General features: G+C 36.7%; 28 protein-coding genes. 22 read left to right on the top strand and 6 right to left on the bottom strand.

What is annotated here, in order from left to right; genetic code table 11:
- The first annotated feature begins 26 nt into the window (after positions 1 to 26).
- Complete coding sequence (locus DZB84_RS25555) at positions 27 to 725, top strand: peptidoglycan DD-metalloendopeptidase family protein (RefSeq protein ID WP_116352409.1); 699 nt, start codon at positions 27 to 29, stop codon at positions 723 to 725.
- A gap of 74 nt (positions 726 to 799) precedes the next feature.
- A complete protein-coding gene (locus DZB84_RS11515) occupies positions 800 to 1612 on the top strand; it encodes a histidinol-phosphatase (RefSeq protein WP_116352408.1) in 813 nt (270 codons plus the stop codon).
- 84 nt (positions 1613 to 1696) lie between these two features.
- Here DZB84_RS11515 and DZB84_RS11510 read toward each other — a convergent pair whose 3' ends face one another.
- On the bottom strand, positions 1697 to 1945 hold the full coding sequence (locus tag DZB84_RS11510) for a 4Fe-4S domain-containing protein (RefSeq protein ID WP_116352407.1): 249 nt from the start codon (positions 1943 to 1945) through the stop codon (positions 1697 to 1699).
- Between the two features lie 294 nt (positions 1946 to 2239).
- Between DZB84_RS11510 and DZB84_RS11505 the strand changes: the two genes are divergently transcribed.
- From DZB84_RS11505 to DZB84_RS11490, 4 genes are read left to right on the top strand one after another with little or no spacing between them, the layout of a single operon-like run.
- Positions 2240 to 3313: a YpbB family protein gene (locus DZB84_RS11505; RefSeq protein WP_189655224.1), complete on the top strand. Its 1074-nt coding sequence runs from the start codon at positions 2240 to 2242 to the stop codon at positions 3311 to 3313.
- Positions 3310 to 4821, top strand: coding sequence for a RecQ family ATP-dependent DNA helicase (locus tag DZB84_RS11500; protein WP_116352405.1), 1512 nt, complete (start codon positions 3310 to 3312; stop codon positions 4819 to 4821). Before DZB84_RS11505 ends, DZB84_RS11500 begins: the two co-directional genes overlap by 4 nt.
- A 6-nt stretch (positions 4822 to 4827) precedes the next feature.
- Positions 4828 to 5412: a CPBP family intramembrane glutamic endopeptidase gene (locus tag DZB84_RS11495; protein ID WP_116352404.1), complete on the top strand. Its 585-nt coding sequence runs from the start codon at positions 4828 to 4830 to the stop codon at positions 5410 to 5412.
- Between the two features lie 17 nt (positions 5413 to 5429).
- A complete protein-coding gene (locus tag DZB84_RS11490) occupies positions 5430 to 6095 on the top strand; it encodes a LysM peptidoglycan-binding domain-containing protein (RefSeq protein ID WP_116352403.1) in 666 nt (221 codons plus the stop codon).
- A gap of 290 nt (positions 6096 to 6385) precedes the next feature.
- On the opposite strand, the gene cotJC is transcribed toward DZB84_RS11490, so the two are convergent.
- Genes cotJC through DZB84_RS11475 form a run of 3 tightly spaced genes read right to left on the bottom strand, consistent with a single transcriptional unit; the run spans position 6386 to position 7491 of the window.
- Complete coding sequence (cotJC, locus tag DZB84_RS11485; RefSeq protein WP_116352402.1) at positions 6386 to 6955, bottom strand: spore coat protein CotJC; 570 nt, start codon at positions 6953 to 6955, stop codon at positions 6386 to 6388.
- A 39-nt stretch (positions 6956 to 6994) separates the two neighbouring features.
- Positions 6995 to 7264, bottom strand: a complete 270-nt coding sequence (locus DZB84_RS11480; RefSeq protein WP_116352401.1) for a spore coat protein CotJB — start codon at positions 7262 to 7264, stop codon at positions 6995 to 6997.
- On the bottom strand, positions 7261 to 7491 hold the full coding sequence (locus tag DZB84_RS11475; RefSeq protein ID WP_116352400.1) for a spore coat associated protein CotJA: 231 nt from the start codon (positions 7489 to 7491) through the stop codon (positions 7261 to 7263). The genes DZB84_RS11480 and DZB84_RS11475 overlap by 4 nt, the downstream gene beginning before the upstream one ends.
- Before the next feature lie 221 nt (positions 7492 to 7712).
- On the opposite strand from DZB84_RS11475, the gene DZB84_RS11470 reads away from it, so the two are divergent.
- The 4 genes from DZB84_RS11470 (at position 7713) to DZB84_RS11455 (ending at position 11960) form a co-directional block, all read left to right on the top strand.
- Complete coding sequence (locus DZB84_RS11470; RefSeq protein WP_116352399.1) at positions 7713 to 8486, top strand: metallophosphoesterase; 774 nt, start codon at positions 7713 to 7715, stop codon at positions 8484 to 8486.
- A 110-nt stretch (positions 8487 to 8596) separates the two neighbouring features.
- Positions 8597 to 9187, top strand: coding sequence for a genetic competence negative regulator (locus DZB84_RS11465; RefSeq protein WP_116352398.1), 591 nt, complete (start codon positions 8597 to 8599; stop codon positions 9185 to 9187).
- Positions 9188 to 9565: 378 nt separating this feature from the next.
- Positions 9566 to 10798, top strand: a complete 1233-nt coding sequence (locus DZB84_RS11460; protein ID WP_411266262.1) for a Glu/Leu/Phe/Val family dehydrogenase — start codon at positions 9566 to 9568, stop codon at positions 10796 to 10798.
- A 196-nt stretch (positions 10799 to 10994) separates the two neighbouring features.
- Entirely contained in the window at positions 10995 to 11960 is a 966-nt protein-coding gene (locus DZB84_RS11455; RefSeq protein ID WP_116352396.1) for a YpdA family putative bacillithiol disulfide reductase, read from the top strand.
- A gap of 301 nt (positions 11961 to 12261) precedes the next feature.
- Here the strand turns inward: DZB84_RS11455 and DZB84_RS11450 are convergent, their stop codons facing one another.
- Positions 12262 to 13233 carry an asparaginase gene (locus DZB84_RS11450; protein WP_116352395.1) on the bottom strand — a complete coding sequence of 324 codons (972 nt, stop codon included), beginning with the start codon at positions 13231 to 13233 and terminating at the stop codon, positions 12262 to 12264.
- A 140-nt stretch (positions 13234 to 13373) separates the two neighbouring features.
- On the opposite strand from DZB84_RS11450, the gene prsW reads away from it, so the two are divergent.
- The 8 genes from prsW to rpsA all read left to right on the top strand — a co-directional run bounded on the left by prsW (position 13374) and on the right by rpsA (position 20384).
- The gene (gene prsW, locus DZB84_RS11445; protein WP_116352394.1) at positions 13374 to 14009 is read left to right on the top strand and encodes a glutamic-type intramembrane protease PrsW; all 636 of its coding nucleotides are present in this window, start codon (positions 13374 to 13376) and stop codon (positions 14007 to 14009) included.
- 196 nt (positions 14010 to 14205) lie between these two features.
- Positions 14206 to 15246 (top strand): spore cortex-lytic enzyme, encoded by a 1041-nt coding sequence (gene sleB, locus DZB84_RS11440; RefSeq protein ID WP_223254435.1) that lies wholly within the window; start codon positions 14206 to 14208, stop codon positions 15244 to 15246.
- A gap of 18 nt (positions 15247 to 15264) precedes the next feature.
- Positions 15265 to 16620: a germination protein YpeB gene (ypeB, locus tag DZB84_RS11435; RefSeq protein ID WP_116352392.1), complete on the top strand. Its 1356-nt coding sequence runs from the start codon at positions 15265 to 15267 to the stop codon at positions 16618 to 16620.
- Positions 16621 to 16782: 162 nt separating this feature from the next.
- A complete protein-coding gene (locus tag DZB84_RS11430; protein ID WP_116352391.1) occupies positions 16783 to 17460 on the top strand; it encodes a flagellar brake protein in 678 nt (225 codons plus the stop codon).
- A gap of 76 nt (positions 17461 to 17536) precedes the next feature.
- Positions 17537 to 17719 carry a YpfB family protein gene (locus DZB84_RS11425; protein ID WP_116352390.1) on the top strand — a complete coding sequence of 61 codons (183 nt, stop codon included), beginning with the start codon at positions 17537 to 17539 and terminating at the stop codon, positions 17717 to 17719.
- Between the two features lie 152 nt (positions 17720 to 17871).
- Positions 17872 to 18543: a (d)CMP kinase gene (cmk, locus tag DZB84_RS11420; RefSeq protein WP_116352389.1), complete on the top strand. Its 672-nt coding sequence runs from the start codon at positions 17872 to 17874 to the stop codon at positions 18541 to 18543.
- A 5-nt stretch (positions 18544 to 18548) separates the two neighbouring features.
- Positions 18549 to 19130, top strand: a complete 582-nt coding sequence (locus DZB84_RS11415; RefSeq protein WP_116352388.1) for a lysophospholipid acyltransferase family protein — start codon at positions 18549 to 18551, stop codon at positions 19128 to 19130.
- 117 nt (positions 19131 to 19247) lie between these two features.
- Complete coding sequence (gene rpsA, locus DZB84_RS11410) at positions 19248 to 20384, top strand: 30S ribosomal protein S1 (protein ID WP_116352387.1); 1137 nt, start codon at positions 19248 to 19250, stop codon at positions 20382 to 20384.
- Between the two features lie 42 nt (positions 20385 to 20426).
- Here rpsA and DZB84_RS11405 read toward each other — a convergent pair whose 3' ends face one another.
- Positions 20427 to 20570, bottom strand: a complete 144-nt coding sequence (locus tag DZB84_RS11405) for a YpzI family protein (RefSeq protein WP_116352386.1) — start codon at positions 20568 to 20570, stop codon at positions 20427 to 20429.
- A gap of 183 nt (positions 20571 to 20753) precedes the next feature.
- Between DZB84_RS11405 and DZB84_RS11400 the strand changes: the two genes are divergently transcribed.
- The 4 genes from DZB84_RS11400 to der all read left to right on the top strand — a co-directional run bounded on the left by DZB84_RS11400 (position 20754) and on the right by der (position 23900).
- On the top strand, positions 20754 to 21353 hold the full coding sequence (locus DZB84_RS11400) for a YphA family membrane protein (protein WP_116352385.1): 600 nt from the start codon (positions 20754 to 20756) through the stop codon (positions 21351 to 21353).
- A gap of 1 nt (position 21354) precedes the next feature.
- Positions 21355 to 22251, top strand: a complete 897-nt coding sequence (locus DZB84_RS11395; protein ID WP_116352384.1) for a YIEGIA family protein — start codon at positions 21355 to 21357, stop codon at positions 22249 to 22251.
- Complete coding sequence (locus DZB84_RS11390; protein WP_116352383.1) at positions 22248 to 22439, top strand: capping complex subunit for YIEGIA; 192 nt, start codon at positions 22248 to 22250, stop codon at positions 22437 to 22439. Before DZB84_RS11395 ends, DZB84_RS11390 begins: the two co-directional genes overlap by 4 nt.
- Before the next feature lie 150 nt (positions 22440 to 22589).
- A complete protein-coding gene (gene der, locus DZB84_RS11385; protein WP_116352382.1) occupies positions 22590 to 23900 on the top strand; it encodes a ribosome biogenesis GTPase Der in 1311 nt (436 codons plus the stop codon).

The raw sequence follows: 23900 nt of genomic DNA, 5'->3' as shown, positions 1-23900 counted from the left end.
TGTTCATTTTTTTGAGGAGGATCATCATGCTTTTTTTTGTTAGACGGATTGTTATTTTTGCAGTAATGGTAATTTGTGTAGGTTTTAGCCATTTAAACTTTCAAAATGTCAGTGCACAGGAATTACCAGCAGAAACAACAGAGGAGTGGGCATGGCCAGTCACAGGAAGAGTCACGGATACATTTGGAACAAGACAAGGGAATCATAAAGGTTTAGATATCGCTGCTCCAATTGGAGAACATATATATGCGGTAGAAGAAGGAATCGTTACCATTTCAAGTTTCAAGGGTTCGTATGGACATGTCGTTTTCATACAACATCCTAATGGTTATGAAACGGTCTATGCGCATCTAAGTAAACGTAGTGTAAAAGAAGGAGAACGAGTTGCAAAGGGCCAAATAATTGGGCAAATAGGGAGTACAGGGAATTCCACTGGACCACACTTACATTTCGAAGTACACAACGGGGAATGGAATCCTTCGAGAAATAATGCTATTGATCCTTTTTATGTATTGACTGATGAGCAGATTCCGGTTCCTGCGATCATGCAAAAAGAGGGGATTGAGGTGTCAAAAGAGCTTGAAACCTACACTGTCAAGGAGGGAGAATCTCTTTCTGTCATTGCAAATAAAGTGGGATTATCTGTCGAAGAAATTAAAGCTTTAAATCAGTTAACAGGCGACTTAATTTTTCCAAATCAAGTCTTAATTGTCGAAAAAACCTAAATAATTTTATGCTTTTTCATTCCCATCAGAAGTCAGTTCATGTATAATGATAAAAACTTCGATGGGGGATTCTTATGCGCACTGATTATCACAATCATTTAGAGCTAGGTACACTTGAATTAGACTATTTAATGAAGTTTATTGATGAAGCTAAGCTTAAGAAGATTGATCATTTTGGGATTTCAGAGCATGCTTATCATTTTTATCAGACAAAAGATATCCTTAGTAATCCTTGGGTAGATGCAAGGAGATATTACGATATGAAGGATTATGTTGATTTATTTAAGCTTGCCTGGAAAAATGATATTGATGTAAAAATGTCAATCGAAATGGATTATACACCTGGAAAGCACAACGAGATGGAAAAATTCATTTCTTCCTATGACTTTGATTATGTAATTGGATCGATTCACTGGGTTGGAGATTTTGGAATTGACCTTGCAGAGTTCCGTGATGAATGGGATAAACGAGATTTACATGATACATATACAAAATACTATGATCAGGTAATTACATTAGCACAATCAAACTTATTTGATATTATCGGTCATATTGATCTTGTCAAAATATTTAAGTATATTCCGGAGGATGAAGAATTCCTCTTGCACCAATTTGATCGGGCGACTACTGCTTTAGCGAATTCCAAAACATGTGTTGAAATTAGTACAGCAGGATTACGAAAGCCGATTGGCAAGCTTTATCCTGATCCAAGGCTACTCCAAATGTGTTTTGACAAAAATATCCCAATTGTCTTGTCATCAGACGCACATCGTCCACAAGATGTGGGTGCCGATTTTGAGCAGGCGATTGATTTAGCAAAAAGTGTTGGCTATAAAACATTGATGACATTTGAAAAAGGAGAACGTAAAGAAGTTCCACTAGGATAAACAAATAAAACAGGCTACCTTAGCCTGTTTTATCTATTAAAAAAGAACCCTTTTTCGGAAAAGGGTTCTTTAGATTGAATAGGACTATTCAAATTTTAGCGGATCACCATCAAATGGCTCGTCTGCAACTTTAATGGAATCAGTTGGACAGCCCTCGAATGCATCGATCATATCTTCTTCTAATATGTCTGGAATTTCAACAATTCCTTGGTTATCATCAAGTGTTACAAATGCAATACCGTCATCATCGTAATCGTAGATGTCTGGTGCAGCCGCACCACATGCACCACAAGCGATACAAGTTTCTTTGTCAACAATGGTATACTTTGCCATGTGTACTTAACCTCCCGAAATCATTACATGTATAAACATATATTTATATTAGTTCCCAATCCTACTTCCTCATAAGATGGAAACAGCTTCCTCATATCTCATTGTAAAGCTGTTCACAAAACTTTTCAATAAAAATATAATGTGAGATTGCTTATCGGAAAAGGGTTTTTCCCTGTCTGACAAGCATGTACATATTTCCACACGAAAACATCCCACTTTTCGTTATTATTTGATAAAATAAAGGTAACATTCATTCGACAATTTTCCATGTATTTCGATTGTGAGGGAAAGACCATGAACCTAACCTATCGTTCAATATTGATATTAACATGCATCGATAAACTGAACGGAGAACGAACCGTTTATGGAATTTATCATTTATTGAATGGTAAAAAATCCTCTCAAACGATCGGGGATGCAAATCTATTTAATCTCACATCATTATTTGGAATTCTTAAACCTTTAGATAGAGAACTGTTTGATAAAGAGATAAAATTGCTCCACCAACTTTCCTTGATAGAAGAAATAAAAACACCAAAAAGCAATAAATTTATCGTGACTGATAGTGGATATTCCTTTTTAAATAGTAATCATAAAAGGAAACCAATTCCTAAACATTTAAATGGTTGGAAATACAATGATCAATCTCTAGTGCTTTGGCGAAGACTTTCCCTTCTAACACAGGTTTTGTCGAATCTCATTGATGGGAACAAACAATACACACCCATTCAACAGGATGAAGCAGTTTTTGAATGGGTTAAAGAATTTTTAATGAAAAACGGACATAACCGGTATGTATTGGCTGAATGCCTATATAAAGAAGTTTTGCTATCCCTTGAAAAGGTTTCAGAACTTGAAGCGACCATTTTCGTCATGAGGCTGACAAGTTCGAACAGAATCGGCAATACAATTGAGCAAATTAGCTCTTTATTAAATGAGGATGAGACATGGAGCCAGCTTCTTTTTCTACATACGCTGCATACGATTGTTAAACAACTTGAAATAAATAGTGAGCAGTTTCCAATCCTTGTTTCAATGACTCAGACAAACCATGACAACAATGTATTATTAACTGCTTCAACGAATACAACATATCAGATGCTAGGGCAGGGAAAGACAATTGACGAAATTGCACTTGTTCGAAATTTGAAACGGAATACAATTGAAGACCATGTTGTAGAAGTCACACACCAAAAACCTGACTTTTCAATTGATCCATTCGTGTCCTCTGAACATCAACAAATGATTTTATCAGCTTTTAAGATGTTGAAAACCAAACAATTAAGACCTATTAAGGCAAAACTTTCAGATGACATATCGTATTTTGAAATTAGACTGGTCCTTGCAAGACATGGTGATATTACATGAATCTAAAAAAAATTTTAAAAGAAAAATTTAATCATACTTCCTTCCGAACAGGGCAACAGGAAATCATCGAGGATATACTTAGTGGGCAAGATGTTATTGCACTTTTACCCACAGGAGGAGGAAAATCCCTTTGCTATCAGTTGCCCGCGCAAATTCTTGATGGGAGTGTTCTGATTATTTCACCACTTGTCGCATTAATGGAAGACCAGGTGCTTCAATTAAAAAAAATGGGAGAGAAAAGGGTAATTGCTCTGAATAGTTTCCTTTCATACGAAAAAAAACGAAAAATTATGCCAAGCCTTCATAAATATAAATATATCTTTGCATCACCTGAAATACTCCAATCGAAATTTTTGATTAATCGATTAAAAGGAATTCACTTTTCGTTATTTGTTGTGGATGAGGCCCATTGTATTTCGCAATGGGGACATGATTTTCGTCCTGACTATTCAAGGTTAGGTTCGATTCGTGAATTTCTAGGGTCTCCACCATGCCTTGCATTAACAGCAACGGCAACAAAAGAAGTTTTTGAAGATATTAAAGGAACTTTAAAATTAACAAATCCGAAAATGCATATACACTCCATAGATCGACCTAATATTGCAATCGCAGTAAAAAAGGTTGATTCCATTGAAGATAAAAAGGAAGAGCTTTTAAAATATGCAAAAGAGTTACAAGGTCCAGGAATTATCTATTTTTCAAGTCGTGTCTTGGCTGAAAATATTGCCCAATTTCTAAAGGATCAAGGTTTTGAACGGGTTGCTTTTTATCACGGTGGAATGGAGCAGGAAAAAAGAATGCTAATCCAGGAGCAATTTATTCATAACCAATTATCCATTATTTGCTGCACAAATGCATTTGGGATGGGTGTGAATAAGCCCGATATTCGATTTGTCATTCATTTTCATTACCCTTCACAAATGGAGTCTTATTTACAAGAAATAGGACGTGCGGGTAGGGACGGAAAACCAAGTGCGGCCATACTACTTTATCATGAAATGGACCATGAAATTCCAGAAGTCTTGATAAAATACGAACTTCCGACAAAAGAACAAACCCAATTGGTCGTTGAATATATTAATCAGGAAATTAAGGATAAGGGCAAATTTTTATTTACAAAAACGGTTGAAGAATATTTTCTAACCGTCTTTAGTGTATCAGAAGTCCAATGGCGATTTATTCAATTTTATTTGTCCTTGGAAGAGATTGTACAAACACAAGTTGAAATGAAAACTTCCATCAATATCGTCGAAGAAGCTGCAAGAAAACGATATGTATATAAGTTTAATAAACTAAAGATAATGGAGAACTGGATAAAGTCACAAAGATGTCGTCGGGAAGAAATTTTAGCTTATTTCGATGAAGAGATTGAAAAAAAGCCATCATCATGCTGTGATCGATGTGAAATAGATTGGGATATGTATAAACGTAAATTTAATGAAGGAAATGAGTGGAAGCCACCTTCTTGGAGACAAGAATTACATCGAATTTTCCATAGAAATGGGTGAAAAAATATGGGTAGGCGCCAAGCTGATATTATCAAACATTTACCGGATAAAGAAATTGTTTTTCACCTTTATTTAACCCAAGGAATTTTATTAGTTGTGTCCTTCGTTCTTGGTTTTTTCTTCTTTGACAATTGGTCATCATTTACAAAGCTATGGAATTGGAAGGATTGGAATATTCTGTTCATTGGTTCTGCTTTTGCATTGGTAGTTGTCATTGTAGATTTTTTGCTAATGAAGTGGCTGCCAGAAGCAATGTATGATGATGGTGGGATAAATGAACGTATTTTCCAAAAAAGAAGCATCCCCCATATTTTTATCCTGTGTTTATTGATTTCATTTTCGGAAGAAATTTTATTTAGAGGTGTCATCCAAACTCAATTTGGACTTTTCATTGCTAGTTTAATTTTTGCAGTATTACACGTTCGTTATTTATATAAATGGGTTTTGTTGACATCGGTTGTCCTTTTAAGCTTCTTATTAGGGTATATTTATGAGCTTTATCAAAATCTTTGGATTACGGTGTATGCTCATTTTTGGATTGATTTTATTTTTGCGGTAAAGATTAGGACCGATTATTTGCGTAGTCTTTAAAATGAGGAGGTATCGTCTTGAAGCAGGCTGAAGGAGAAAAGGAATCAAATGATTTAAAGACAAGTACTTCGACACTACCACCTCGTAGTGAATTTCATAAAACGAAGAAAAAGAAAACAAAAGTGAAGATTAAATATCCAATTATTCGTTTGTTGGCTCTTTTGTTTGTATTACTTCCTGTTGCAATCCTTAGCTATAAGTTTAATTCGAATCCAGACCAACTTGAATCAACGCCAGTAAAAAGGAGCACAAATTTTGAAAGTATCAGCTATGAAGACGAAGATGAGACTGGACAAGCTCCTGAAGCAGATGAGATTAGAGAAGAATCTGAAAATGTTGAACATGAGTCGACAGTAGAGAAAGAGGAACCAAAACAGCCGGAAGTTAAAAAACAAGTGAAAGTACCAACTAATGAAGAACCAAATCAAAACGCTGTCGAAATCACAGATCCACCAACAGCTGAAGAAACAAAGGTAATACAGCCTGTTCAACAGCAGGAAAAACCGAAGGACCGCTATGATGTGAAGTATCATACTGTAAAAGCGGATGAAACACTTTATCGAATTTCCATGCATTATTACAATAGCCGCTCTGGTGAAGAACTAATCAAACGATGGAATAATCTAAATGGTGATACTGTCGTCGAAGGACAGGTTTTGCGAATTCCAATTAAACTAAATTAGTTTTAAAATTTTAAATGACGCGAGGTTTCTCGCGTTATTTTTATGATTAGACAAATACGAGTGTACAAGCTCATTTTTATTTGGAGGTATTCGTTATGTAGATAAGAAGAAAGATGAAGCAGTAGATATGCCATCTGATGTGAAATTGTAGATATGAGTAAGGATTTTTGGAAGGAATCAGCTCAAGGGCGTGAGCGCCAACGATTTTTGAAAGGATGAAGAAGGAATTTGACGTAAATTTATATCATGTAAGTAAATAGCTGAATTTCGCATCCAGCTATTTACGACATTTAAAAATATTTCTTTTTATCACGTTCTTCTTTAAGTATTTCTACTGCTTCTTTAAATCGTTGGGCATGGATAATTTCCCGCTCCCTTAAAAAGCGTAAGCTATCATTTAAATCGGGATCATCACTCATATTGATGATCCATTGATAAGTAGCTCTTGCTTTCTCTTCTGCAGCAATATCCTCATATAAATCAGCAATAGGGTCACCTTTTGCCTGGATATATGTTGCTGTAAATGGTACACCTGCCGCATTGTGGTAAAATAATGCTTTATCGTGATCTACATAGTGTTGATCTAAGCCTGCAGCTTTCAATTGATCTGGGGTTGCGTCTTTTGTCAGTTTATATACCATGGTCGCAATCATTTCTAAATGTGCAAATTCTTCTGTTCCAATATCATTTAACAATCCAATAACCTTTCCGGGGATTGTATAACGTTGATTTAAATAGCGTAATGCAGCGGCTAATTCACCGTCAGCTCCACCATATTGTTCAATTAGTAACTTCGCTAACATTGGATTACACGTACTCACTTTGACTGGATATTGCAGCTTCTTCTCATAAATCCACATTAATGTATATTCCTCCCCCTGTAAAATAACAATTTTTTATTAAACCTGCCACGGCCACGGTTCGTCATCCCAATTCCAAGGGTAGCTGGAATAGCTATACCGACCATATTGAGTTAAGGGACCAAATCTTTCTTCATACTGTTTCGCGACTTTTCTTCGTTGCTGGGAAACTGTATTGAATTGTTGGATCGCTTGATAATCATTAGGATGGGTATCAAGATACAAAGTGAGCTCCACAAGGACAAAATCCAAAGCTTGCAAATCCTCTAATAACGCATAATATTCTGGGGGCATCTGTTTTGGATTCATTCGCTCTTAGCCTCCCTTTTCGGTTCATATGGGCCGAAATACGGATCGTAAAAGAGTTTCCAAAGTGTCCCTGTATATAATGCTTCCTTTGGTGTGAATTGAGGTAAATTTGCTGGCTGAAATGGTATATAAAGATTTGGTGGGGTAACGTATGTTTTAGGTGTGATTGGTTTACAAGGGTCAAATGGGCTTACATAGGGGTAATAGGCCTTCCTTGTTGTAAACATGAAGCAACCTCCTTGATGTCAAAATACAAAACGATGTCATTCTACTGTATGGTTTATGGGGTAAAAAAATGACAGGGAACACGTTTTTTCTGAAGGGTTGGAAATATTTTTTAATATGGATGCTGGAATGGTTTAAGGTTAGCCTTTTCCATAATATATGGTATCATATCCTTATATTATAAAGAACAAGATGCGTGATCGAGGTAGATAGGGCGTGAACTATGATATATTTTTTGGGGATTTTAATTGTAGGAATGTTGCTCCTTCTATTCATGTGGCAGGAAGCAAGACTTGATCGTGTTGTAACAAAGACACTAACATTTTCGGATTTTCCCAAAAGCTTTAAAAATTTAACCATTTTCTTCATTTCAGATATTCATAGAAGAGAGGTATCTGAGAAAATAATTAATGAAGTAAAAGGAAAAGCAGACATTGTGATAATTGGAGGGGATTTAACAGAAAAGGGTGTTCCCTTTGAACGTGTCAAGAAAAACCTTCAATTAATTAATACCGTTGGACCAACCTATTTTGTATGGGGCAATAATGATTACGAAGTGGATTATCATGAACTTGATTCTTTACTTTTAAGTATGGGTATTAAAATTTTAGATAACACCGCGATGTTTTTTGAAACTGAGGACGGCGAGAAGCTTGCTCTGCTTGGGATTGATGATTTGAAGGTAGGGAGAAGCAGGCTAGATCTTGCCCTTTTAGATGCAGGGGATGAGGCGGATTTTAAAATTTTGATTAGCCATAATCCAGAAATAAAAAATGTTCTTAAACCAGACAACAAGATTAATCTCTTATTATCTGGTCATACACATGGTGGACAAATTCGATTTTGGAAGTTTGGGCTATATCCTAAAGGCGGCGTTGAGTATAAAAACGGAATGACCATATTTATCAGTAACGGATACGGTACATCTGGCATACCGTTAAGGTTTGGTGCACCACCTGAAACACATTTGATTACTCTTCAATCATCTGATAGCTAATTCATTGCAAAAAATGTCCCAACAATGCTAAATCCAAGAACATAATTCATTTTCCTTCATAAAATAATGTAACGAGTTGCTGTAGGTGTGATGGTGAGGGAGGGTTTTCAATGCGTCTTGAGCGCTTAACTTATAATAAAATCAAGATTTTTCTAACATTTGATGATCTGGTTGATCGTGGCCTCACTAAAGATGATCTTTTGTCGGATTCGCTTAAGGTCCACCAATTATTTCGTGATATGATCGAGGAAGCAAGTGTCGAATTAGGCTTTGAGGCAGATGGCCCCATTGCTGTAGAAGTTTACTCTTTACAAGCACAAGGTATGGTGATCATTGTTACGAATTCAGTAGGGGACCTTGAAGATGAAGAATTTATGGATGAAGATTATATTGAAATGCAGGTTACTCTTGATGAAAGTAAAGATATATTTTATGAGTTTCATACGTTTGAAGATGTCATTCAGCTTTCAACCAGATTAAATAGTTTATCAATAGATGGTGGCAAATTATATTCATATGAAGACTATTTTTATTTATTACTGGAAGATAACTTGTCTTTTCAAACAGAAAACATCATTGCCATTTTAGCCGAATTTGGAACTCCTGCAACACTAACAAAATATAGAGTTCATGAATATGGGAAAATCCTTTTTAAAGAAAATGCAATGAAAGAGATTTACAATTATTTTATAAAAAAGTAGGAGAGACCTCTAATAAGAATTAGGGGTTTTTCTCTACGACAATAGAGTTCTAAATGTAGAGTCTAACAGCTTTTTTATTTTAATAAATTAAATGAAGATTCTTCATTTTTCATCTTGCATAAACATATGGAAGGTGTATACTAGTGACTGGAAAGGTGGACAATAATACTATCTGGAAAATAGATGTTATTTTTCTGTCTTTGTTTTATACAAATGTGAAATCATATTTTAATAACCGAAAAAACCGAAAACTCGGCATTTCCAGCTTCTTGTTTACACCTTTAAGGAAGAGGAATCGAACTGTGAAAAATCTTGGGAGGTTTACAAATGGTAGCCGAAAACAATAAGGACATTTCAAAACAGAATAACGAAGAGAAAATGGATGTCCTAAAATCTACACAAACAGTCATACATAAAGCATTAGAAAAATTAGGGTACCCTGAGGAAGTATACGAACTTTTAAAAGAACCAATCCGAATGATGACCGTTAAAATTCCAGTACGAATGGACGATGGTTCTGTCAAAATCTTTACAGGCTATCGGGCACAGCATAACGATGCGGTAGGTCCAACAAAAGGTGGAATTCGCTTTCACCCAAATGTAACTGAAAAGGAAGTTAAAGCGCTTTCGATTTGGATGAGCTTAAAATGCGGCATCGTCGATTTACCATACGGTGGAGGAAAAGGCGGAATCATTTGTGACCCTAGAGATATGTCATTCCGTGAACTTGAGCGACTTAGTCGTGGCTATGTTCGTGCAATTAGTCAAATCGTAGGACCTACAAAGGATATCCCGGCACCAGATGTATTTACAAATTCTCAAATTATGGCATGGATGATGGATGAATATAGTCGAATTGACGAATTTAACTCACCTGGATTCATCACTGGAAAACCCCTTGTATTAGGAGGGTCCCATGGCCGTGAGTCTGCAACTGCGAAGGGTGTAACCATTTGTATTCGCGAAGCAGCAAAGAAACGTGGCATTAGTCTAGAAGGTGCTCGTGTAGTTGTACAAGGATTTGGAAATGCAGGTAGCTTTTTATCAAAATTCATGCATGATGCAGGTGCCAAGGTAATCGGTATTTCTGACGCATATGGCGGCTTATACGACCCAAATGGTTTGGATATTGATTACTTATTAGATCGTCGTGATAGCTTTGGAACAGTTACAAAGTTATTTAACGATACTATTACTAACAAGGAGCTATTGGAGCTTGATTGTGATATTCTTGTTCCGGCAGCTATCGAAAACCAAATTACAGAAGAGAACGCTAATAATATTCGTGCAAGTATTGTAGTGGAAGCTGCAAACGGTCCAACAACACTTGAAGCAACACAAATCTTAACCGAAAGAGGAATCCTGCTTGTACCAGACGTTTTAGCAAGTGCAGGTGGTGTGACAGTGTCCTATTTCGAATGGGTTCAAAATAACCAAGGCTATTACTGGTCAGAGGAAGAAGTAGAGGAAAAACTCGAAAAAGTGATGGTCAAATCATTTGAAAACATTTATTCAACAGCACAAAATAGACGTGTTGACATGAGGCTAGCAGCCTACATGGTTGGTGTAAGAAAAATGGCAGAAGCGTCTCGCTTTAGAGGTTGGATTTAATTCTTAAGAAACATTTCATTTGCAAGAATAACGGAAATCTCCTATCATTTTTATGGTAGGAGATTTTTATATTGGGGTACATCCTCGTAGTCTTGAATTATTTAACAATATCTCTTATAAGAAATAAGGAAAAGATAAATCAAAAAACGTCAAATATAAAAAAGAAGGCGTATTGAATATAGTAGGAGTGACAAACATGCAATTGGAAGAAGTTGTTATTATTGGGGGAGGACCCTGTGGCTTAGCAGCAGCTATTGCACTGCAGAATGTCGGAATCGAACCATTGGTAATTGAAAAAGGAAATATTGTAAATGCCATTTACCATTACCCAACTCATCAAACATTTTTTAGTACAAGCGAAAAATTAGAGATCGGAAATGTTCCATTTATTATTGAGGGGAGAAAGCCAAAAAGAAACCAAGCTTTGGCTTATTATCGCGAAGTAGCAAAACGTGAAAAAATTAGAGTGCATGCATTTGAAAAAGTATCGGGTGTCACTCAGCTTGACAATGGTCATTTTAAAATAACAAGTTCTAAAGGTGAGTTTCAAGCAAAATATGTAATTGTTGCGACTGGTTACTATGATAATCCAAACTATATGAATGTTCCAGGTGAAGATCTTCCTAAGGTTTTCCATTATTTTAAAGAACCACATCCATATTTCGATAAAGATGTTGTTGTAATTGGTGGGAAGAACTCGAGTATTGATGCTGCTTTAGAGCTAGTAAATGCTGACGCAAGAGTCACTGTTTTATACCGTGGATCTGAGTACTCCTCAAGCATTAAGCCATGGATCCTACCTGAGTTTGAATCATTGGTTCGTAATGGGATTATTACGATGGAATTTAATGCGAATGTAATCGAGATAACTGAGGACGCCGTGATCTATCAGGTTGGGAACGAAAAAAGGAAGATTAAAAATGATTACGTATTTGCCATGACAGGCTATCATCCAGATCATAGTTTTTTACAGAAAATGAATGTTCAGATTGAGAAGGAAACAGGTAGACCATTGTTTAACCCTGACACGATGGAAACGAATGTTGAGGGGATTTTTATCTCTGGAGTCATTGCAGCGGGGAATAATGCAAATGAAATTTTCATTGAAAACGGGCGCTTTCACGGAGACTTAATTGCAAAAGCGATTATAGATAGAAAATAGGGCGACTCTAAGTCGCCCTGTTTTTTTATTTAAGCTCTTTTCTAAAAAGATTGTTGCTATTGAATAAAACAAAACTATTGATTGAAGCGGAAGGTGGCGACTCCAGCGGGAAAAGCGTGAGACTTGAGACCCCACAGGAGCGAACAGAAGAACGAAGCCTAAAAGCGCCACGTCCTGTGGCAACGGCTTCGTGACCTACATCGTGTAGGCCTGAGGAGGCTCAAGCCACGCCCGCGGAAAGCGTCCACCTGTAGCTGAAATCAATTGATCCAGTAACAACAAAGTTTGCGAAAAACAGCCTTTATTTATAAAACATTTCCTGTATTTCATCATGATCAATTGTGATTTCTAATGTGACCAATAGTTTAAGTCTTGCTTTTTGTCCATTAAGACCATTTGAAAAAATAACGCCAAGCTCTTTTAATCGACGTCCACCGCCTTCGTAATTATACACGTCCTGTACATACCCATTAAAACATCGGGACACTAATACAACAGGTATACCACTGTCCATAAGTTCCTTAAGCTCAGGTACCATCGTTGGTGGCAAATTGCCTTGTCCAAGCGCTTCGATCACTAATCCATCCGGATTTATGGTCCGAATTGCCCGAAGGACCTTACCATCCATCCCTGCATAAGCCTTCAAAAGAACAACATTTTTTGTTATTTCCTCAATGTCATATGTTTCCCTAATCGTAGGCATGTGGTGAAAAGTGATTTCTCGTTTGCTCACAATTCCTAATGGTCCATATTGAGGACTCTGGAAGGTCGCGATATTACTAGTGTGGGTTTTTGTTACGTTTTTAGCTGTATGAATTTCATCATTTAATACAACTAAAACTCCCATTCCAACCGCACTGTCGGAAGCTGCAACACGAACAGCGGAAATTAAATTATATGGACCATCTGCTCCAAGCTCATTGCTCGACCTCATCGCTCCTGTCACGACGATGGGAATATCGGATTGGACGGTTATGTCTAAAAAATATGCCGTTTCTTCAAGTGTGTCCGTTCCATGGGTAATGACAACACCTTCAATTTCATCTTCTATAATACTCGTTTCAATCTTTTTCTTTAGCAAAAGCATTTCTTTTTCCGTGATATGTGGAGATGGTAATTGAAATAATTCTTCCACTTTAACATCCGCAATTGCGCTTAAAGCATCAGTGTGAAGTAAAAGTGGATTTTGTTGATTTTGTTGGACAGCACCAGTTTCTTTGTCCTCCATCATTGCAATCGTTCCACCTGTATGTATAATGAGTATTTTTTTCATCTGAATCGCCTCATTTCAATATAGAAAAATGTTCCATTTAAGGATAGTTCATATTTTCATTTACCACATTACATGTTACGATAAAAGTGTTTGTTACTCAACTTTATACTAATTTACATTCGGGGAGAAGAGGTTTCTTTATGGTGGCGGTCATAACCGCAGGGCTAGCACCTGGACTTGCGTTATTAAGTTATTTTTATTTAAAAGATAAATATGAGGCCGAACCAATTGCAATGGTATTTCGAGTATTCATTTTTGGTGCATTGTTGGTATTTCCTATCATGTTTATTCAATATGTGTTGGAAGTTGAAGAGGTATTTAGGAATAATCTTTTACAAGCCTTCTTATCTGTAGGGTTATTAGAAGAATTTTTCAAATGGTTTATCCTTTATTATACCGTTTACCAACATTTTGAATTTGATGAAGAATATGATGGAATCGTGTATGGCGCATCCTTGTCGTTAGGATTTGCAACGCTGGAAAACATTCTCTATTTATTTGCAAATGGACTCCAGTTTGCAGTTGGCCGCGCTCTTTTACCGGTATCTAGTCACGCGTTATTTGGTGTGATTATGGGATTTTACTTAGGTAAAGCAAAATTTTCCCCTAACGAACAGAAAAAATGGATTCTCATTTCCTTCTTATTCCCGTTTTTATTACATGGTTTTTATGATTACATCCTACTTTCAATGAAGAAATGGATCTATATCATGGTCCCATTCATGTTATTTTTATGGTGGTTTGGATTACATAAAGTAAAAATTGCAAAACCTTAACCTGTCAATTTTGGCAGGTTATTTTTTATTGGATTCATTTTGAAATCATATTGAAAAGTATTGAATCTTAGTTGAAATACTTCTGAATAAAATACCAATCTCTACAGAAAATACTTGTAAGTATATATAGAAAATGGTTAGGGAGGTAATTAACATGAGCTGTAAAAAGTATTTGATGTTCCCCATCGTCCTTATCATGTTTGTTGGTGTGTTCATTGGAGGAACTACTAATAATGTTCAAGCTTTTTCTGATCAGATTATTCAACGTGGTGCAACAGGTGACGATGTAATTGAGCTGCAATCAAGATTACAATATAACGGCTACTACCATGGTGCGATTGATGGAGTTTACGGATGGGGCACATATTGGGCCGTCCGGAATTTCCAGAAGGCATTCGGCCTTGAAGAGGTAGACGGATTAGTCGGTGACAAAACAAAAGCAATGATTAACCGCTTTACTAAGTATAATAAGCAATTTGTATACGACAATTTGCGCAAAGGAAATCGTTTCACCCACTATGGGGGTGTACCTTGGAGTATTCAATCGGCTCCTTCTGAAAAAAATATCCAAAAAGCAAAAACTACGGCAGAGGCAAGACGTGCAGAAATAGAAAAACAATTTACGGCAGAGCAAAAGCAGCCACAGGCTGGACAGGGAGGTGCCCAGCAACAACAACCAAAGGCACCAGCACCAAAGCAACCGCAACAGCAGCCGCAAGCTCAGCCACAGAACCCTCAGGGGCAGCAAGGTCAAACCAAGCAACCACAAAAACCTCAAGCACAACCTAAGCCGCAGGCTAAACAACAACCAAAAGCGAAGGTTGAACAACAAGGAGAGGCTAAATCATTAGGACCAACAGCTGTAAATATGCCGGGTGGGTTTTCGCAAAATGATATTCAACTCCTTGCAAATGCGGTATATGGAGAGGCACGTGGTGAGCCATATATTGGACAAGTAGCAATTGCTGCGGTTATTTTAAATCGTCTTGATAGTCCAACATTTCCAGATACAGTCTCAGGTGTCATTTTTGAACCACTTGCATTTACGGCGGTTGCGGACGGACAAATTTGGTTGACGCCAAATGAACAGGCAAAAAAAGCCGTTATTGATGCGATAAACGGCTGGGATCCAACAGGTGGAGCAACATATTATTTTAATCCAGCAACTGCAACAAGTAAATGGATTTGGGGCAGACCACAAATTAAGAGAATTGGTAAGCACATATTCTGTAGATAGAATGGAAGGTGAGGCAAATTGTTAAGAGGAATATTAATTACTGTACTTACGATTGGTATCATAGGAACAGGTTATTGGGGCTATAAAGAGCACCAAGAGAAAAATGCCATTCTAATACAGGCGGAAAATAACTATCAACGAGCATTTCACAATTTAACGTATCATATTGACCTTTTACACGATAAAATCGGAACAACACTAGCCATGAATTCAAGAAATTCACTTTCTCCTGCACTTGCCGATGTGTGGAGAATCACATCTGAGGCGCATTCAGATGTAGGACAATTACCATTGGCTTTAATGCCTTTTAACAAAACAGAAGAGTTTCTAAGTAACATTGGGGATTTTAGTTATCGAACAGCAGTTCGCGATTTATCTAAAGAACCATTGTCAGAGGAAGAATATAAAACACTTCAGCAGTTATATAAAAATGCAGAGGATATCCAAAAGGAACTCCGAACGGTCCAACATCTTGCAATGGAGAATAATCTCCGTTGGATGGATGTTGAATTAGCACTTGCTTCGGGTGAAAAGCAGGCTGATAACACGATTATCGATGGCTTAAAAACTGTTGAAAAAAATGTTGCTGCCTATTCTGAGAGTGATTTTGGAGTCACCCTTACAACTACAAAAAAAGATGGTGGAGAATTTCCAAATTTAGAGGGTCCGCAAATAAACGAGGAACAAGCGAAAGAAATTGCAAAAAAGTTTCTCGGGTTAAAAGGTAATATTGACATAAAAGTCACTGAGAATGGCGAAGGTTCACCAAATGGTTTTTATAGTCTAGAAATAAATGACCCTAAATCAAAAGTAAATACATTCATGGATATAACAAAAAAAGGTGGAATCCCGATTTGGGTCATTCGTAACCGTGAAGTTGCTAAGAGCTCAATCAGCCTTAATGATGCATATAATCGGGCACAAAAATTCCTAAAAGATAATAAATTTGAAAATCTAGAGCTCTTTGAAAGTGCACAATACGATAATATTGGTGTATTCAATTTCGTTTCTTCAGTTGATGGAATACGAGTCTATTCAGATTCGATTAAAATGAAAGTAGCACTTGATGATGGAAACATTATTGGATTTACGGCAAGAGATTATTTAATGGCTGGTAAAATTAATGCACCAAGTAAACCTAAAATTTCAAAAGAGGAAGCAAGGAAAGAAATTAACCCAAACCTTCAAATCATGGAGGATCGTCTAGCCATTATTACAAACGATCTTGATCAAGATGTCCTCTGTTATGAATTTTTAGGAACAATTGATAATGATACGTATCGAATCTTTATCAATGCCGAGAATGGATTTGAAGAAAAAGTTGAAAAGCTTAAAAATGCTGAACCAGTTTATAAGGGAATGAACAAATCATAATGAAACAAAAGGAAAGCTAGTTTTTGCTTTCCTTTTTTCTGTTCCCACTTCGAAAGATAAAGCTTGTCGTCCATATGTGGGTGTCTTGCGCTTTTCTTGTTATTCATGGTTTAATAAGAATACAGAAGAATTTACAGAATGTTTTAGAAAGAGTGAACGATCGTGTTAAAAATTGGGGATTTGATTTACCTTGAACCCACCATTAATCCGAATGGTGAAAAATATCGGTGTAGGGTAGTTGAAAAAATGGAAAATAGGATTTACATCGACTATCCAGTTAACAACAGTACTGGGAAAACGGTTTTTTTATTAAATGGGACACAGCTAAAGGCTTTTATTGCAGCTGACAGTACTTCAGCATATTTTTTTGACACGACCGTGTTAGGAAGGGTCAAACAAAATATTGCAATGATTGTTCTTTCCTATCCAGGTGAAGACAGTATGTATAAGATTCAGCGACGTGAATATGTACGTGTTGAAACTTCAGTAGATGTTGCTGTACATAGTTTAAATGGGGAATTTCAGCCCTTTGTCTCCATTACCCGTGATATTAGTGCGGGAGGTGCGGCTATCATTTTACCGTCTTCAAAAACACTTATACCGGGGCTAGATATCCTTACACATTTTGTTCTTCCAACTCTTTCTGAGGAATATCATTATGTGACTCTTAGAAGTAATGTGATCCGAATTGTGGATGGCAAAAATGGAGAAAGAAATAGGGCTTCTATTAAATTTGTGGATATAAGTGAATCAGATCGCCAGCTATTAATTAAATTCTGCTTTGAAAGACAATTATTATTGAAGAAAAAAGGGATCCATTCGAGTGAAATTATGAAATAGGATAAACTAATAGAATAAAATTCTCTAAATTTTTGCATACTAGTAGTAAAACTCTCTTATAGGGTAGGTATGCAAAATGAAAAATTTCGAACGGATATTAATAAAGCTAGCTATTATTCAATTTGTATTTTTACTTCTAGCACAGGCTATCATCTTATATACCCCATTAACCCCATATATCACGAGAATGATTGAATATGAGGGTGTTGACAAATCAGACACGACCAAAACCATTGAAACATTACTAAATAACAATTAAAATGAATTGCAGGGATTCCCTGCAATTTTTCGTAGGTAGGAATACTGTTCAAATGAATCAATATAATATAGTTTAGATAGACAAGCTTACTTGTTTATTACTACTATTTTTAATTCCTACCGATTGTTACCTACAGGAGGCATACATAGTTTATGGACAAAAACATTTCAATAGCAATTGACGGACCTGCGGCTGCAGGAAAGAGTACAGTCGCAAAAATTATCGCAAAGGATCTATCTTATATTTATGTTGATACAGGTGCGATGTATCGTGCATTAACATACAAAGCTTTACAATCAAATTTAGATTTAGAAAATGAAGACCAGCTTCTTAAGGCATTACAAAATGCAAATTTAGAGTTAAGACCAAGCGATAACGGCCAGCTTGTCTATATCGATGGCAATGATGTAACTGAAAAAATTCGGGAGCATGATGTGACAAATTCGGTATCGATTGTTTCTAGGCATCGCAAGGTCCGAGAAGACATGGTCAAGCGTCAGCAAGGATTTGCTGAGCATGGTGGAGTTGTAATGGATGGTAGGGACATTGGCACTCATGTTCTCCCAAATGCAGAAGTGAAAATATTTCTACTTGCTTCCGTAGAAGAAAGAGCTTTACGCCGCCACGAAGAAAACCTTTCAAAAGGGTATCAGTCCGATTTAGAGCAATTAAAATTGGAAATTGCGGCACGGGATAAATTAGATTCAGAACGTGAGGTTGCCCCATTGCGAAAAGCGGAAGATGCAATCGAAATTGACACAACATCATTAAGCATCGAAGAGGTTGTAGCAAAAATTATGGATGTCGTAAAGGAAAGGATTTGACTGGCATGAACCTTTATCCCTTTGCACGAGGTTTAGTTGGAGCTATCATAAAACCTCTTTACCGCATTGAAGTTCTGGGCAAGGAGAACATTCCTAAGGAAGGCGGTGTCTTGATTTGTTCAAATCATATTGATAATCTTGACCCACCTGTTGTTGGAGTTACGTCACCTAGACCCATTTATTTTATGGCAAAAGCAGAATTGTTTAAGGTTCCTATCTTAGGTTCGATATTACCGAAAATAAATGCTTTCCCTGTTAAGCGTGGAATGAGTGATCGTGAAGCACTTCGGACAGCATTAAAGGTATTAAAGGATGGGAAAGTATTAGGGATTTTTCCAGAGGGTACAAGAAGTAAGGATGGAACTCTAGGAAAAGGGTTATCAGGTGTTGGCTTCTTTGCATTAAGATCGGAATGTACTGTCGTTCCTTGTGCGATTATAGGTCCTTATAAATTGTTTGGTAAATTAAGGGTTGTGTACGGAAAGCCTGTTCAAATGGAAACATTCCGTGAAGAGAAGACTTCTGCAGAGATTGTAACCAACAAAATTATGGATTCCATAAGAGAAATACTGGAAAAATATAAATAGATTAAGAGTTTATACTTGACAAATAACTCTATTTATTAGAAGTTAATTAAAAGAATATTTTTAACTTTATCTTATACATAAAGAGTTTTTCTGTTGGACATTAAGGAGGTAATTGGAATGGCAGAGGATATGAATCAAGTCGAGTACAAAGAGTTACAGGTTGGTGATGTAATCACTGGCAAGGTAACAAAGGTAGAGGAGAAACAAGTATTTGTTTCAGTTGAGAACAGTAAGCTAGACGGCATTATCCCAATTAGTGAGCTGTCCAGCCTACATGTTGAAAAAGCAAGTGATGTTGTATCAGAAGGAGAAGAACTAGAGCTTGCCGTTACTAAAGTAGAAGAAGAAGCTTTAATTTTATCTAAAAAAGCAGTTCTCGCTTCTAAAGCGTGGGATGAATTAGAGCAAAAATTCAATTCTGGTGAAATATTTGAAGCAGTTGTAAAAGATGTTGTTAAAGGTGGACTGGTTGTTGACCTTGGTGTAAGAGGATTTATTCCAGCATCTTTAGTCGAGAATTATTATGTTGAAGATTTCTCCGACTATAAAGACAAATTGTTAACAGTAAAGGTTGTAGAACTTGACCGTGAGAAAAACAGAGTCATCTTATCTCACCGAGCTGTTGTGGAAGAAGAACAAAAAAATAAGAAGCAACAGGTTCTAGATTCTTTACAGGTTGGAGCTGTACTTGAAGGTACTGTTCAACGATTAACAGATTTTGGAGCGTTCGTTGACATCGGTGGTATTGATGGATTAGTCCATATTTCTCAGCTTTCACACGAGCATGTGTCAAAACCGTCTGATGTTGTTGAAGAAGGACAGGTAATTAAAGTCAAAGTTTTATCTGTTGACCGTGATAATGAAAGAATTTCTTTGTCTGTTAAAGAAACATTGCCTGGACCATGGGAAAACATCACCGAGAAGTTATCGGTTGGTGATGTAGTCGATGGAACTGTGAAAAGACTTGTTTCATTCGGCGCATTTGTTGAGGTATTGCCTGGCGTAGAAGGCCTTGTACATATTTCGCAAATTTCTTCTAAGCATATTGGTACCCCTCATGAAGTATTAAAAGAGGGCCAAGCAGTACAGGTGAAGGTTCTTGAACTAAATGAGTCAGAAAAACGTATTTCTCTAAGCATGAAAGAACTTGAAGAAAATGTTGAAGAAGACTATAGCAAATACCAACAACAAGAGGAAACAACAGGTTTTCAGCTTGGTGAAGTAATTGGCGATCAATTAAATAAATTAAAATAATCAAGAAAAGAAGAAGCTCTCACCCGAATGGGTGAGAGCTTTTTATTTTGGATTCATACGATTCATTTCTCTTGCTTCTTCAGGTGTATCTAATCTTGTTGCACCTTTATGATCAAGAGATTGGTCTCGGTCTGACTCGACTACTCGTGCTTTTTTAAGCTTGCTTTCCTGTCTATCTCTACCCATCTTAATTTCCTCCTTTTTCATCCCTACATAAGTTTACATGTATAGGGAAATTTATGTAGGTATGATCCTTAATGTAAATTCAAATGAAGTTTCACTTTATTGTGTCTTAAAAGGATTTTTGGTATGCAAATGGGTTAAATTTCATAAATTCGAGCCATAATGGGAATAGTAGGAGGTGGAGAAATGGAAGGTGCAGTATTTTATTGGATTTGTTGGATGGCTTGGGTTTGCAGTACTTTTTTTATGAAGAAAAACAGGGAGAGGCTACTTTTATCCATTCTGTTTTTAGTAACAATCATTTTATCACCTTATTATATTGGAATAGGTGGTATTAAAATCAATTGCAGTATTTTTCTTATATTCTTTTTTTGTATGAAAGAAATCTCGAAAAGACCAAAAAAACAAGTGCTTTATATGCTCATCTGTATTCTTACCATCTCTCTAGCCTATTGTAGCTTTTTAATGTTTGAGTTGTATGACCCTGTGTGGCTTCTTTTTAATCGTAATTTGATGCTTGGAGCAGCCTTAATATATGTAACCTTAATGTTATTGAAGGATTTTCGGTTACGACTAGCAGGGGTTTTGATTGGGTCCATACAGGGTGATATTCTTTATGGAATCATCGTAAATAATGTCAATTTTTCATATGAGATTGGTTCATTTGTCTTTTTAGATGTCATTTCAATTTGTTTTTGTTTTATTTTTGTTTGGTCATCTTTAGAAATACTGTTACGTCATGTTGATGTAATGGTCCAAAAAAACACGAAGGAGAAACACGGCTAGCATGAATGAATATACATACCCGATATTGTTTGGGGTCATCTTTGGTGTTGCAGTTCGATTGTATATGTTAAGGACAGATTATCGTCAATATCCAACTTATTTACACGGAAAAATCATCCATATTGCGTTAGGTTTTATAGCGGCAGGATTAGGAACGGTGGCTGTTCCTTCGATTATGGAAGAAGATTTCACTGCGATTACGTTTTTAACGATTGCGGCCTCACAATTTCGTGATGTCCGTAATATGGAGCGCAATACACTTACAGAACTGGATTCCTATGAACTTGTTCCGAGGGGAAAGACGTATATAGAGGGAATTGCGGTTGCGTTTGAAAGTCGTAATTATTTAGTCATTTTCACTTCTTTATTTTCCACATTCGCTTATCTAGCTATTAAATGGTGGGCTGGAATTGTGGTAGGGATAATTTGCCTTCTGATCTGTAAAAAGCTAATGGCTGGTAGTAAACTAAAGGATATTGTTGACATTGAATATGTAGAGCCACATTTTAAAGATGCTGGATTATATGTGGATAATATTTATATTATGAATATTGGACTTCCAGCAAGGCAGCAAGAGATTTTAAATTATGGGATGGGGTTTATCTTAAAACCAAAAACGTTTGATGCAAGAGCTACAATTGCAAATTTAGGTCAAAGGCAAGCCATTTTACATGATGTTTCTACTGCTTTGGGGATTTTTAGAGATTCAGGAACCCCTGCTCTTACTCCATTAGCAAAAAGAGATTTAAACGACGGACGTGTTGGAATTTTTGTATTACCCCAGGATAAAAATATAGATAGAGCGATCGAGGTAATCAGTAATGTGCCAACTTTAGAAAATGCAATTCGAATGCCGACGGAGAGGGAAGGAAAGGAGAAGGGAATGCCAACTAAATGAATATCGAAAAATTTATTTTAGCCGCGATCACAATGGAGCCATCAAAGGTGAATGTTTCAGGAGGTACACCCGTATTTTCTTGTTCTTCAAAGGAAGAACTTGACTCAGTTGCTGCAAGTTTAGAGGCAATCTTAGATGGAATTGCTCATGAAATCAGCAAGAATGTGTACATAATCGTAAAACACTAAACATTTGATTGTTGTGAGTATGTATTTTTGATAGAATAAAAAAGTATGACCCTTCTGATGTAGAAGGGTTTGTTTTATAAATATGGTTGGTTTTCGACATTTTTGATGTGATATATGTAGAAAGAGATCGTTTAGAAGGGAAGAACGCATGTGGTAAAACCAGTTGTGGCAATTGTTGGTCGACCAAACGTTGGGAAATCAACAATTTTTAATCGAATAGTAGGAGAAAGAGTTTCAATCGTAGAAGATATACCAGGAGTAACCAGGGATCGAATCTATAGTTCGGGCGAGTGGCTTAATCAAGAATTCAATATTATTGATACTGGTGGAATTGATATTGGTGACGAGCCGTTTCTTGCTCAAATTAGGCACCAAGCTGAAATTGCGATTGATGAAGCAGATGTCATTATTTTCATGACAAGTGGTCGTGAGGGAGTGACAAGTGCAGACGAAGAGGTCGCGAAAATATTATATCGCTCCAAAACACCTGTTGTTTTAGCTGTCAATAAAGTGGACAACCCTGAGATGCGTGCAGATATTTACGACTTTTATGCACTAGGATTCGGTGAACCAATCCCTATTTCAGGCTCGCATGGGATTGGACTAGGTGACTTACTGGACGAAGTTGTCAAACATTTTCCAGAGGGTGGTAATGGGGAATATGATGAGGAAATCATTAAATTTTCTTTAATTGGACGCCCGAATGTAGGAAAGTCATCACTTGTTAATTCTTTATTAGGTGAGGAAAGAGTAATTGTAAGTGATATCGCTGGTACAACAAGGGACGCGATTGATACAAAATACATAGTGGATGGAAAAGAATACGTTATTATTGATACTGCTGGAATGAGAAAAAAAGGAAAGGTCTATGAAAGCACTGAAAAGTATAGTGTGCTAAGGGCTTTAAAGGCAATCGAACGCTCTGACGTCGTCCTTGTTGTGTTAAACGCAGAAGAAGGGATAATCGAACAGGATAAAAAAATTGCTGGTTACGCCCATGAAGCAGGTAGAGCGGTTGTCATTGTTGTTAATAAATGGGATGCAGTTGAAAAAGACGAGAAAACAATGAAGGAATTCGAAGAGAAAATCCGGGACCATTTCCAATTCCTTGATTATGCTCCAATTGTGTTCTTATCGGCGAAAACAAAACGCCGCATTCATACCTTAATTCCAATGATTGATATGGCGAGTGAAAATCATACGATGCGCGTTCAAACAAATGTCTTAAATGATGTCATCATGGATGCTGTCGCGATGAATCCAACACCTACTGATAAAGGGAATCGTCTGCGGATTTATTATGTTACACAAGTTGCGGTTAAGCCGCCAACATTTGTTGTCTTTGTAAATGAACCGGAGTTAATGCATTTTTCATATGAACGTTTCTTAGAAAATCGGATTAGGGATGCTTTTGGATTCGAAGGTACACCTATAAAGCTCATCGCAAGAGCTAGAAAATAG

This window comes from Bacillus sp. HNG (assembly GCF_003400205.1).
GTDB lineage: Bacteria > Bacillota > Bacilli > Bacillales > Bacillaceae_L > Ferdinandcohnia.
The sequence above is the reverse complement of the archived record's forward strand: the minus strand, read 5'-3'. Positions and strand labels throughout refer to the sequence as shown.

Excerpts from the sequence above, each read along its gene's own strand:
- DZB84_RS25555 (WP_116352409.1), top strand. The coding sequence starts at position 27 with ATGCTTTTTTTTGTTAGACGGATTGTTATTTTTGCAGTAATGGTAATT.
- DZB84_RS11515 (WP_116352408.1), top strand. The coding sequence starts at position 800 with ATGCGCACTGATTATCACAATCATTTAGAGCTAGGTACACTTGAATTA.
- DZB84_RS11510 (WP_116352407.1), bottom strand. The coding sequence starts at position 1,945 with ATGGCAAAGTATACCATTGTTGACAAAGAAACTTGTATCGCTTGTGGT.
- DZB84_RS11505 (WP_189655224.1), top strand. The coding sequence starts at position 2,240 with ATGAACCTAACCTATCGTTCAATATTGATATTAACATGCATCGATAAA.
- DZB84_RS11500 (WP_116352405.1), top strand. The coding sequence starts at position 3,310 with ATGAATCTAAAAAAAATTTTAAAAGAAAAATTTAATCATACTTCCTTC.
- DZB84_RS11495 (WP_116352404.1), top strand. The coding sequence starts at position 4,828 with ATGGGTAGGCGCCAAGCTGATATTATCAAACATTTACCGGATAAAGAA.
- cotJC (WP_116352402.1), bottom strand. The coding sequence starts at position 6,955 with ATGTGGATTTATGAGAAGAAGCTGCAATATCCAGTCAAAGTGAGTACG.
- DZB84_RS11480 (WP_116352401.1), bottom strand. The coding sequence starts at position 7,264 with ATGAATCCAAAACAGATGCCCCCAGAATATTATGCGTTATTAGAGGAT.
- DZB84_RS11475 (WP_116352400.1), bottom strand. The coding sequence starts at position 7,491 with ATGTTTACAACAAGGAAGGCCTATTACCCCTATGTAAGCCCATTTGAC.
- DZB84_RS11470 (WP_116352399.1), top strand. The coding sequence starts at position 7,713 with ATGATATATTTTTTGGGGATTTTAATTGTAGGAATGTTGCTCCTTCTA.
- DZB84_RS11465 (WP_116352398.1), top strand. The coding sequence starts at position 8,597 with ATGCGTCTTGAGCGCTTAACTTATAATAAAATCAAGATTTTTCTAACA.
- DZB84_RS11460 (WP_411266262.1), top strand. The coding sequence starts at position 9,566 with ATGGATGTCCTAAAATCTACACAAACAGTCATACATAAAGCATTAGAA.
- DZB84_RS11455 (WP_116352396.1), top strand. The coding sequence starts at position 10,995 with ATGCAATTGGAAGAAGTTGTTATTATTGGGGGAGGACCCTGTGGCTTA.
- DZB84_RS11450 (WP_116352395.1), bottom strand. The coding sequence starts at position 13,233 with ATGAAAAAAATACTCATTATACATACAGGTGGAACGATTGCAATGATG.
- prsW (WP_116352394.1), top strand. The coding sequence starts at position 13,374 with ATGGTGGCGGTCATAACCGCAGGGCTAGCACCTGGACTTGCGTTATTA.
- sleB (WP_223254435.1), top strand. The coding sequence starts at position 14,206 with ATGTTTGTTGGTGTGTTCATTGGAGGAACTACTAATAATGTTCAAGCT.
- DZB84_RS11425 (WP_116352390.1), top strand. The coding sequence starts at position 17,537 with ATGAAAAATTTCGAACGGATATTAATAAAGCTAGCTATTATTCAATTT.
- cmk (WP_116352389.1), top strand. The coding sequence starts at position 17,872 with ATGGACAAAAACATTTCAATAGCAATTGACGGACCTGCGGCTGCAGGA.
- DZB84_RS11415 (WP_116352388.1), top strand. The coding sequence starts at position 18,549 with ATGAACCTTTATCCCTTTGCACGAGGTTTAGTTGGAGCTATCATAAAA.
- rpsA (WP_116352387.1), top strand. The coding sequence starts at position 19,248 with ATGGCAGAGGATATGAATCAAGTCGAGTACAAAGAGTTACAGGTTGGT.
- DZB84_RS11405 (WP_116352386.1), bottom strand. The coding sequence starts at position 20,570 with ATGGGTAGAGATAGACAGGAAAGCAAGCTTAAAAAAGCACGAGTAGTC.
- DZB84_RS11400 (WP_116352385.1), top strand. The coding sequence starts at position 20,754 with ATGGAAGGTGCAGTATTTTATTGGATTTGTTGGATGGCTTGGGTTTGC.
- DZB84_RS11395 (WP_116352384.1), top strand. The coding sequence starts at position 21,355 with ATGAATGAATATACATACCCGATATTGTTTGGGGTCATCTTTGGTGTT.
- DZB84_RS11390 (WP_116352383.1), top strand. The coding sequence starts at position 22,248 with ATGAATATCGAAAAATTTATTTTAGCCGCGATCACAATGGAGCCATCA.